The 10,031-nt window shown below is 55.5% G+C and carries 9 protein-coding genes and 3 pseudogenes; 7 read left to right on the forward strand and 5 right to left on the reverse strand.

Going from position 1 to position 10,031, the window contains the following annotated elements:
* The coding region (locus tag AXW79_RS22560; protein ID WP_155736677.1) for an IS3 family transposase at positions 1-132 on the forward strand (132 nt) is incomplete at its 5' end.
* A 399-nt stretch (positions 133-531) separates the two neighbouring features.
* On the opposite strand, the gene AXW79_RS20040 is transcribed toward AXW79_RS22560, so the two are convergent.
* Positions 532-1,419, reverse strand: coding sequence for a hypothetical protein (locus AXW79_RS20040; protein WP_227534482.1), 888 nt, complete (start codon positions 1,417-1,419; stop codon positions 532-534).
* Positions 1,420-1,861: 442 nt separating this feature from the next.
* On the opposite strand from AXW79_RS20040, the gene AXW79_RS20045 reads away from it, so the two are divergent.
* The 6 genes and pseudogenes from AXW79_RS20045 to AXW79_RS20070 form a co-directional block, all read left to right on the forward strand.
* Positions 1,862-2,632, forward strand: a complete 771-nt coding sequence (locus AXW79_RS20045; protein WP_005321113.1) for a tyrosine-type recombinase/integrase — start codon at positions 1,862-1,864, stop codon at positions 2,630-2,632.
* A 125-nt stretch (positions 2,633-2,757) separates the two neighbouring features.
* Entirely contained in the window at positions 2,758-3,279 is a 522-nt protein-coding gene (locus AXW79_RS20050; protein WP_005321112.1) for a hypothetical protein, read from the forward strand.
* Complete coding sequence (locus AXW79_RS20055; RefSeq protein ID WP_331200019.1) at positions 3,165-3,659, forward strand: DUF6685 family protein; 495 nt, start codon at positions 3,165-3,167, stop codon at positions 3,657-3,659. Before AXW79_RS20050 ends, AXW79_RS20055 begins: the two co-directional genes overlap by 115 nt.
* A 349-nt stretch (positions 3,660-4,008) precedes the next feature.
* Positions 4,009-4,821 carry a ParA family protein gene (locus AXW79_RS20060; protein ID WP_005321110.1) on the forward strand — a complete coding sequence of 271 codons (813 nt, stop codon included), beginning with the start codon at positions 4,009-4,011 and terminating at the stop codon, positions 4,819-4,821.
* A 5-nt stretch (positions 4,822-4,826) separates the two neighbouring features.
* Positions 4,827-5,111: a hypothetical protein gene (locus tag AXW79_RS20065; protein WP_005321108.1), complete on the forward strand. Its 285-nt coding sequence runs from the start codon at positions 4,827-4,829 to the stop codon at positions 5,109-5,111.
* Positions 5,112-5,429: 318 nt separating this feature from the next.
* Positions 5,430-6,095 (forward strand): annotated as a pseudogene (locus tag AXW79_RS20070) (IS110 family RNA-guided transposase); the annotation flags it as partial.
* Positions 6,096-6,140: 45 nt separating this feature from the next.
* On the opposite strand, the gene AXW79_RS24210 reads toward AXW79_RS20070, so the two are convergent.
* From AXW79_RS24210 to AXW79_RS20085, 4 genes and pseudogenes are all read right to left on the reverse strand, one after another.
* Positions 6,141-6,314 carry an SEC-C metal-binding domain-containing protein gene (locus tag AXW79_RS24210; protein WP_443262931.1) on the reverse strand — a complete coding sequence of 58 codons (174 nt, stop codon included), beginning with the start codon at positions 6,312-6,314 and terminating at the stop codon, positions 6,141-6,143.
* Positions 6,288-6,707: pseudogene (locus AXW79_RS20075) on the reverse strand (UPF0149 family protein); the annotation flags it as partial. The gene AXW79_RS24210 and the pseudogene AXW79_RS20075, both read right to left, overlap by 27 nt.
* Positions 6,708-6,846: 139 nt before the next feature.
* On the reverse strand, positions 6,847-9,828 hold the full coding sequence (locus AXW79_RS20080) for a Tn3 family transposase (protein WP_005321103.1): 2,982 nt from the start codon (positions 9,826-9,828) through the stop codon (positions 6,847-6,849).
* A gap of 4 nt (positions 9,829-9,832) precedes the next feature.
* Positions 9,833-10,031, reverse strand: a pseudogene (locus tag AXW79_RS20085) (putative toxin-antitoxin system toxin component, PIN family); the annotation flags it as partial.

Raw genomic sequence — 10,031 nt, forward strand, 5'->3', positions numbered from 1 at the left:
AAAACCAGGGGCGATTCAGTATTTGATTATATCGAAATGTTTTACAACCCAATCAGGCGCCATGGTTCCAATGATGGGCTGTCGCCGGTAGAGTTTGAAAGGCAGTTTATTTGTCAGCAACAGAGTGTCTAGAAAACCAGGGGCGATTCAGACAGACTTGCAGCCGACCATCATTGTCATGTTGACCATCTGATATGAAATCAACGCCAAAGGGCTGAATTATCGCATATAGACGAGCCCCGACTCGGTAGCATTTACAGCTCTCTGGGCTGTGGCCAATGACCCCCTGATGCGGTTCAACAGGCGCTGACGATCCCAACGTCTTGGCTGCTCAAGCCTATATGGCAGGGTTTGAAGATGATCAAGAGCGGCCTCAATGTCAGGTTCACTGATCACCAGTTCTGGAGGTTTACGTTTTCTGAGCATGGCATGCTCCACCAGGATCAGGTTGCGCGGTTGAAACCTGAGTAGCCGTCGATATCGAGCCCACTATACGGGGCTCCTTTGATGGTCTGGTTGTGAACTCAACGCTCATAAAAACTTCTCAGCCAGCGCTTGTTTGCCCTTTGGATCGGATGACTGGAGGAGATCCTGCCCAGGGTAATAAAAACCGTTGACCACCAACTCCGAGGCCCCGATCATGACGTTGACCGACAGCTCACTGCCATCATTCCAGGTATCCCCCACTGACGCTTTACAGCGCTCACCATTGAGTTCAAACGTAAATTTCTCGCCACCCTTTTCATACTGCTTCAGTGCCGCACGCAGCAGCGTTTCCCCAATGAGCTCCCGCTTTTTCTTGGAGAGCATATCCAGCGACCACTCCTTAACAGGGCCATACATGCCGCTGTTATTTAACGCCTCCAAGATCTTTCGCATATGCCCACCGGTGTACTGATTGACCAGCAATGATGAGCGTGAACCATGAGGCTCACCCAACAGGTAACCTCTCATGCTCCACCATGTTTCTGCGACTTGCGCATGCTGTGCGTTCCTAACCAACTCCTGCACACACCAGGCGAGCGCATCCCTGCTGCGAATGGTTCCATCAGCCTCCAGCATGACCTCCATGGCTTCAACAACCACTGGGTAAGCATGATCGCTATACAGCTTCGTATCTGTCCGATATGCACTTAACCCTGTCAGCGTGTTGACATAATCTACCAATGCATTCGCCTTCTCCTCGCTGTAGGGGCAGGTCACAAACCCCCTGACAAACTTGATAGTGTGGTCAATCCCTGTGTATAGACGACCCAAATCTCCATGATCCTCCCCCTGGCCTCTGGGGATGGTCAGGATCGGGTGCCATGATGGATAGCTTGTGATGGAAGTGCCCAGCATCTTGATCAGAGACTCAACCTCTTCTCGCCCTTTTTCAGGTGCGCTCAAATTTTGAGTCAGGTACTTCATCGCATTCATGTTGGCCTCTGCAGAGGCAGTGGGATATCTAAACTCCATAACAAAACCACTCCACGTAAAGTATGTTATTCACGAAAACTGTTGATCTCACGAAAACCAATGTCAATGCGTTTTATGCCTTGGGTCTGCAGCCTCGCTCTTTATGACCAGATTTGAGCTTGGCTTTGGCCGTTGGCCTAGACTCCCCAATCCCCCCAGGCCGCCCCCTCACCCCAACATCTTGTGTCTGTGCAGCGGCGACCGGCTACTATATATAGTGGATCCCGCAAGGATCTCCCCCGCCCGCCGCCCGTCCAGGCCTGCGCCGCCGCTTTGACTTTTCACCCATAACGGCAAAACTCCCAAGACCACCCCGCGCCAGCACGGATTTATTGGCCCTGACAGCCGCCCCCGGGATCTGGCATCCTGCCGATCACCGACTCACCCCACGACAAGGATCCCGATGCAGATCACCCCGCTGGCTCATCACACAGGCCATGGCCACCCCCTCGGCAACGCTCTCCAGGGCACCCCGCTGGTGCGCCCCGCTGGCAACCCCGAGCAGTGGCGGGTGGCCACGGCACTCAGAAACTTGGCCATCGCTCACACGGACGCACCCCGTTATCTCCTCGCCCACGAAGTCGGCGCGGTGCTGGCCATGCTGCCGGATCTGCAGCGCCGCGTGCTGATCGCCACCCTGTGGAATACCGGTGCCCGTATCAATGAAGCCCTGGCGCTGACCCCTGGCGACTTCGAGCTCGATGGGGGGAGGCCGTTCGTGGTGCTACGTACCCTCAAACAGCGCAGCCGGGGCAAGGGACGGCCCCGCGCTGGCGATGCGGTCAAGCGGCTGGTGCCGCTGCTCGATCCGGTGTTCGCCCAGCTGGCCCGCGAGTACCTGGCCACCGTCAAGCTGGCGCGGGGTGCCCGGATCTGGCCGGTCACCGATCAGACGGTGAGGAACTGGCTGAAAGAGGCCGACACGGCGCTGCGGGGGCGGGGGGTTCACCTGGTGGTGCCGCTGACACCCCATGTGTTCAGGCACGCTTTTGCGATGCATCTCCTGCTCCAGGGAAATCTGCACATCAAGCGGCTGCAGGCCTATCTGGGGCATCGATCGCTCAAATCGACCGAGGTCTATACCCAGGTGCTGGCGCTGGATGCGGCGGCCAGCGAGATAGGGTTGAGCTTTTCGGTCGCCAATGAGGGCAATCCGCTGTTACTGGGACGTTGAGTTGACGCCGGTCGGCGCAGGCGACAGGATAGGGGACACAAACAGCCCTCGTGCCAGCGGCGCGGGCGCGTTTATCAAAATCTATTTATGAACAATCATTTTTGACATTTGATGGAGTCCTTGCCATGTTGACCACCGCCGTGCGCTTTATCCAGCATCAGCTGGGCCACCCCGCCCGCCTCCATGCCCTACTGGCCACCGCTCCCGCCCTGGGCTATCCCCTCAAGCTCCCCCTCTCAGTCAGTACCGCCAGCATCATTCGCTGGCACGAGTGGCGACCGGCAGGCTGGGACGCCAAGCCCGGCCAGCTGCATGGCTGGGGGCGGGTACACGACCAATACCAGGGTCACGCTATCCAGGTCGATGCCCTGGCCACCCTCTGCGAACAGGCACAGTTTGATGACTGGGCCTGTGACATTCGTCAAGTGCAGATGCTCTCCGCCTCCAAGAGCCCCCTCGAGGACTTTGCCGATCTGGATGCCTTTGCCGTGGCCACCTCGATGACCCGAGCCCCGACAACATCGCCCGCAACCTGGCACATGGCGAGGTCAGGATCATGCAGCCTGGGCGCGGCGACTATTTTCTCTTCCACGGCTGGGATGGCCGGATCTGCCTCATCAACAGCGGCGGCAGCCATCATTTTGTGACCGCCCGCTACCTGGCCGGTGTCGCCCGCCAGCCGATCGAGCTCAAGGGGATGCTCAAGGGCTACCTGCTCAACCCTGTCGCCGTCACCGCCCTTACCGAGGAGTACGAGCTGTTTGCCATCACCAGGGATCCGCTGCTCTGGGATGAGCTGTTTGAGTCGATGCGGGCACTGCAGGCCACCTGGTTTGCCGGTGACTTGCCTCGTCCCCACAACGAGGGAAAGGTGCTGCTGCTGCCCAGGGCCGACCGCCGCTCGATGACCGTGGCCAGCGCCCTGCGCCAGGCCGGGGTGCCCGATCTGGGGAGTTACCTGCAGCTGCAACTCCATCGGCAAGCGGGTTATCCGGTCGGGCCAATCATGGCGGGTTGCCACGGCTAACCCCGCACCGTGGGCAACTGTCCCGCCCACAGGGACAAGCCCTGCTGGACGGCCTGCGGTACGGCAGTTGTCCACCGCGCCAACACTAGCGCTCTCAACTGTTCTGACGGTAACACAACGCATATAACAGCCCCCGCACAATAAATTAGCGTTACAACCATAAATTGTATTTCATATGTAATACATCACTCCGTGATATCACCAACAATAATGTATTACATGTGTGATACATCGATGCGTATCTGTTTTTGAAAATGTATTTCAAATGTAATACACCGACCCCTTGCAACCGCCATCCAAATGTATTACATTTGAAATACATCCAACTATGTAGCAAGGTGACTGAAACATGACAACGACAATTGGAGTGATAAACCAAAAAGGAGGCGTGGGTAAAACCACCACAGTCATCAATCTCTCATCACGGTTTGCAGAGCTTGGCAAGCGCGTGCTGGTGTTTGATTTGGATCCACAAAGCAATTTGAGCACTGTGCTATCCGGTGGAAAATACGATTTCGATCTGACGGTCACGGACTTGTTCGACAAGCCCAAACGGATTGATATCAATGCCACCATTATTCCATGCATGGCCAACGGTGAGATCATTCCCAATCTTTACCTGGTACCGGCTGACATCAGCCTGTCACGGATCATCGAGCAGAGCCTGACCCAAATACACCGCGAACGGATCTTGATGCGTCACCTGGAGAAGCTGCAGGGCCAATTTGACATCATCCTCCTGGATTGCCCGCCCAACCTGAGCTTAACCAGTACCAATGCCATGATGGCCGCCGATATGTTTTTGATCCCCGTCGATGGTGGTTCCTTTAGCCTCAACGGTCTTGCCGACCTTCTGGATGCTTTGGAAGAGGTAAAGGAGACTGAGCATGTTCCTTATTTCGCCTTTAGAAATGAACGAGCCAAACAAAACAAATTGATCAACGACTTTCTGGATGAACAGTTGGCAGCCCTGAACGATCGGGTTGGCAAGGAGGGGCCTGGAGGCGTCCTTGAATCCTGTGTCAGACGGGAGGAATCCATCGGTCAAGCCAGTGTCACAAGTGTGCCACTCCGTTTTTATCGTCCAGGCGCACTTGCAGTTATGGATTATAAAAACCTTGCCACAGAAGTGTTGCAGAAGATTAATGAATTACAAAGGTAATACAAATGTCAAAACTGGAAGGTAGTTCGGCCCTTACTCGGCGCAAAGAAAAATCACGGTTAGACAAGATAACCACTGTCGGCAGCAGACGCAATGTCACCACCGGCACCTCGCCGACCCCCATTCGATTGACACCCGATGAACGGGCTGAGTTGAATTTGTGGGTTGAAGAGTTACAGCAACAAACACAAAAAAAGCTGACAGCCGCCAAATTGATGCGTGGATTGATCCATATGAGAAAAAGCATCAATACAGGAAAACTGATCGAAGCGATCAAGGACATCACGTGATGATGACCATCAGTCATCACCCATCGAAATGCAAAATTAATTAATCAATAGTTGATTTTGATTGGTGTAGGCAGACCTTCAATCTTGGCTTGGGGAGCCATACATGCAAGAGCAAAAAGCCAAATGGACTTTCGAGCAGGGCGGCTTTCCCAAAGCGCTGATAGCCTGCGCCCCAATGGGGACGGGCTACCATCTTCACCTCATCAGATTTGGCCGCCATACCGATTTTCCGCTAACGAATGAAAGGGACTTCCCCTGGTTATGCGTCCAACCAATTGGCATGCGACCATGGGTCACATTTCATTCGAGGGATCCACGATGACTATCACGACAATCGGAATTGATCTTGCTAAAAACGTGTTCGCTGTTCATGGCGTTGACCACGCAGGGAAAACGGTTCTGGTGAAACCGAGGGTGTCGCGTGCTGCACTCCCTGAACTTATCGCCAGTCTGCCGCCATGTGTCATCGGCATGGAGGCCTGCTCTGGCGCCCATTACTGGGCAAGACTGTTCCGGACGTATGGTCACGAGCCCCGTCTGATGGCCCCCAAATTCGTCTCCCCATATCGCATGGCCGGCAAATCAGGGAAAAATGATGCAGCAGATGCGCAAGCTATCTGCGAAGCGGTCCTTCGTCCCCAGATGCGTTTCGTGCCAGTCAAAGATGAAGAGCAGCAAGCAATGCTGTGTCTGCATCGAACCCGACAGGGATTCATGGAAGAAAAAACAGCCATTTATAACCGTATTCGGGGACTGATATCTGAGTTTGGCGTCATCGGGCCGCAAAGCACACAGGCACTACGTCATATGGTGCACGAGCACAAGACCGCTTTGCCAGAGCAGGCTCAATTGTGTGTGGGCGATCTGCTGGAACATATCGATCGGTTTGAGGCAAAAATTACCGAATACGACCGTCTTCTGACTCAGACTACGCGCCGAGATCCCCGAAGCCAGCAACTGATGAAACTAAAAGGCATTGGTCCTAGGGGTTCGGGGAGCAATGGAACAGGGAAGTCACTTAAGCCCACATCAATGAAACTTCGAGGCGTTGGGAGCGCAGCAATGCTTGTACTTTCGCCCACTGCCACACGGGCACAATTCGTTTCTCCCAACCTTGCGGCCCAGCCTGCGTATAGGCTCTTTCACGGTCAATTGCCGATGTGATGAGAAGTAACGATAGATGTGTGTCATCCCCGCAATCATCATCATCAACAACTCATTGCGTTTATCTGGTGTTATTTCTGGCGAACGCATGGTTGGATCTGGATCATGTTCATGGGTCAAGAACATGATTGGTAGCATCGCTCCGCCGAATTCTTCACTATCGATCAGCTCTTGCCAACTATAAGGTCTTAATCGAGTGCCTCGCATGAAACCATGTGCCCAGTCGTTGCCACGCACGAGTCCATCCGCATCTTCAAGTAGCACTGGCAGGTATACATCGTCCTTTTCCAGAGTCAAAAACAACGCCGATGCAATGGTGTTCCAGTGTCGCATGACCAAACCAAGGATCTCGGAGGCTTGGTCATGGTTGTCAAAAAAATGCGCTTCCCCGAAAACATGTGGCAAGTATTCGCTGGGCAGGACTGTATCAGCGCGGCAAAGAACCCATCAAGCATTTCGATGTTCATTGCTGACGCCCCTGCGCCTTCGAGGAAACTGCTCAGCAGGTCAAGCTCAGCGTCATCCAGTGGTTGGTTCATTATTTGTTGCATAGTGATCTCGCATGTTTTCTTCAAAAGGCCGATTCATTTTGGTTGGTCAGCGGCCGCAATTCACCGCGCGCAACTGCATCTGGTACCGAGAACGAATAGCGTCCGAGCATGTTGATATGCTCATGCCCGAATGCAGACAGTCTGGCTTCGTCCTCGGGCCTGACGGGGTACCCTTCGTTGCGCAACTGCGCGAGCACCGCGTCCATATATAGGGTGTTCCACAACACGATCATGTTCACAACCAGGCCGAGAGCACTTAGCTGATCTTCCTGACCTTCGCGGTAGCGTTGAAACAGCTCTCCTCGTTTGCCGTGAAAAACTTCGCGCGCCAAGCTGTGCCGGCCTTCGCCAAGATTGAGCTGCAATAGCGTGGTGCGACGAAGGGCTTCGTCATCGATAAAGTTCAGCACGTGGATAGTTTTCTCGATGCGGCCTATCTCGGCGATGGCTTGCGCCAGACTGGTTGGACGCTCATCGACTTGCAAGGTTCGCATGATCCCCATCGCTGGTACCAGGCCCAACTTAAGCGAGCCGATCAAGCGCAACACATCGTCCCAATGCGGCGTGATACGGTCGAGATTCACGCGTTGCTTCGCCAATATATTGAGGTCACCATAATCGGCGTGAGGGTCTATGCGCCAGAATCGCGAGCCGCCAACATCGGCCAGCCGAGGGCAAAAGCGGTGGCCTGAAAGACGAAACAGACCGAACATCAAGTCGCTGTACGCGCCGGTATCGGTCATGATCTGTGTCGGTTGCAACTCGGTCTGCTGTTCCAGCACAACCGCCAGCAAGATCAGGCTGTCGCGCAGCGTGCCAGGCACGGTAATCGCATTCAGTCCAGTACGCTGATCGGACAACAAATTGTACCAAGTCACGCCCCGCCCGCGATTAAAGTATTTCGGGTTTGGCGCAGCATGGACCGTGCGCACCGGTACCACGAAGCGCATACCGTCGGCCGACGCCACGTCGCCGCCACCCCAGGTACGAGCCAGTGCGATGCGATTTTGTGCTGCCACCAGAACGGAGTTGCAGGCAACGAGCGTGTCGTCACGCACATAGTTCTGATCAACCCACATCAACCGCTCCCGTTTAAGTGCTGGTTTGTCCTGCCGTATCAGCGGCTCTGGCCCAGTGTTGCAGGCTTCAGCCATCAGAACCGCACACAAGCTCGTTGTCAGGTCAGTTGCGCGGGCCGTGCGCTCGGTCAGGTGTGTAAACGCCCCCATGCAACCGGTTCGAGCTGCGACTTCCAGCAAAATTTCTGGCAACTCGACGCGCGGTATGCGCGCCTTGATCTCGTTACGTAGAGCGATCAACGAAGGAGGCTCTTCCAACGCTTCCAAGGGGCTGAGCACCAACTCGGTCTTCTCCCCGACCTTTTCGAAACGTATCGCGTCATTTTCAGGTAAGCGCGCGGCGACGCGTAGGTAGGTTTCGTCCAGTTCGCGAGTCAAAGTATTCAACGTGGCGTCAGGCTGAGCACTCAAACCTAGTGAGCGACAGACGATGGGCCGTGTAGCCTCCCATTCTGCACCTGTGAGCAGGCCGGCACGTGGGTCTGCATAGCGCCAGCTCGGGCTTACAAATACATCCCTCCGGCGGAGTGCACTACGCAGTTGGTCGAGAGCGCAGAAAGCATAGGCTGTGACATCGATGCGTCCATCATCCTGTACGACATGACGTTGCCACGCCTTGTTAACGATGTCGATTGGCGGATCGAGTTCTGCCTTTTCATTGAGCCATTTTAATGCTTGTACCAATGGCTGAACGGCCGGGTTGGCGTCGAAACGGATGACCCGCAACAACCTTGGCAGAAACCGAGTGACGGTACCTTTCCTTGCTTCCAATTCGGTGTAGAACACATCATTGGGCGGGCGCACTAAGCTGCGAACGTCATCAAGCGCCTGGGCCAGCTCATCACGTCCGATGGTGTCGTAAACGCGCTCGCGGAGCTCATTGTCCGATAAGGCGTGATCGAGCAGCATCCGGCATGCCTCGGCCAATGTCGAGGCGGCACGATCCAGATCCTTAATCGTACGCTGCCTGACCTTACGATCTGCTTTCTCAGCTTTGGTAAATAGCTCTCGCAGCAGCAGGTCGAGTACATCAAGGGCATCATCTTGTGCGCTGGCTTCCAAGCAATGCACGAAGGCCACCAACGTAGCGATGCGTCGAGCCTCTGGTAGTCTGGCCATGGCGGACACTTTAACGGTGCTGGCAAAGCGAGCCAGCGCCGCAATGCGGCTTGGAGGAACATGGGTGACAGGCAGTCTGATCCCCAAGCTGCGCACAGTCTCAATACGCTGTAAAGCCTGCACGAGCGCTGGCGCGCTAACGCGTACTGGCCCTTTGCGCAACCGATCCAGCTTGGACTGGCGTCCACCGTCGACGGGCTTGAGTAAATCATCGAGCCGCTGGCGCTGTGCTGCCGTTACGCCCCGGACGAGCAGGCGCCATAGGCGCGACTCCATGCGCGAGCGTATCTCAGCGATGAATCGTTCCAGCACTGTGACGCCTGGCAGCAGTATCTTATGGTCAACCAGCCAACCGTTAGCGTAATCAAACAACGTGCTGAGCCGGTCTGTCCCCGTCCAACACAGCGCGCACAACCAGCGCCCGAGTCGGAACTGCACGCCGCTGCCAGCAAACTCGCAATAGCCATAACGTGAGCGAATTTCTGCGGTGTGCCGCCAGCGTTGCCTGGTCGCTCGATAGGCGATGACGCTATCGGAAGGATCTACGATGCCAGGTTGTGACGAAAGCGTCTGCAGCACCACGTTGGGGACGGCAGTGGGGTCTTCCAGGAAGGTACCAAGAAAGCGTGCTGCAGTCAGTTGCAGCGCGTAGCCGAGACGGCTGCTGTCGCGCCGCTTGGTGCCGATCCACTCCCGATCGTCGTCATCGAGATGGAAGTAGCGAGCCAGTTCTTCGCTGGAGAGGATATCTGGATAGCGGCCGTAGTGTTCCCGTTGTGTAACTGACAGGAAGCTGACCGGCATAACATCAAAGCGCCTCGGCGCAGAAGGTGGCAGGCGTGACGATACGCGTACGGCCAAGGTTGCCGAGTTGCAACAGTCCCGCTCGGTGGTCGCCGGTCACAAGGTAATCGGAAGCACCTGCCATCGCCATCGCCATCGCCATCGCCATCGCCAGCAAGAATGTATCATTTGGATCGTTGACTTCGATACCCTCCGTTAGAGGT

The sequence above is a fragment of the Aeromonas salmonicida subsp. salmonicida genome, assembly GCF_001643305.1.
Taxonomy (GTDB): domain Bacteria; phylum Pseudomonadota; class Gammaproteobacteria; order Enterobacterales; family Aeromonadaceae; genus Aeromonas; species Aeromonas salmonicida.

Bases quoted from the DNA above. Each gene is read 5' to 3' on its own strand.
- AXW79_RS20045 (WP_005321113.1), top strand. From the start codon at position 1,862: ATGCAGATCACCCCGCTGGCTCATCACACAGGCCATGGCCACCCCCTC.
- AXW79_RS20080 (WP_005321103.1), bottom strand. From the start codon at position 9,828: ATGCCGGTCAGCTTCCTGTCAGTTACACAACGGGAACACTACGGCCGC.
- AXW79_RS20050 (WP_005321112.1), top strand. From the start codon at position 2,758: ATGTTGACCACCGCCGTGCGCTTTATCCAGCATCAGCTGGGCCACCCC.
- AXW79_RS20065 (WP_005321108.1), top strand. From the start codon at position 4,827: ATGTCAAAACTGGAAGGTAGTTCGGCCCTTACTCGGCGCAAAGAAAAA.
- AXW79_RS20040 (WP_227534482.1), bottom strand. From the start codon at position 1,419: ATGAATGCGATGAAGTACCTGACTCAAAATTTGAGCGCACCTGAAAAA.
- AXW79_RS24210 (WP_443262931.1), bottom strand. From the start codon at position 6,314: ATGATTGCGGGGATGACACACATCTATCGTTACTTCTCATCACATCGG.
- AXW79_RS20060 (WP_005321110.1), top strand. From the start codon at position 4,009: ATGACAACGACAATTGGAGTGATAAACCAAAAAGGAGGCGTGGGTAAA.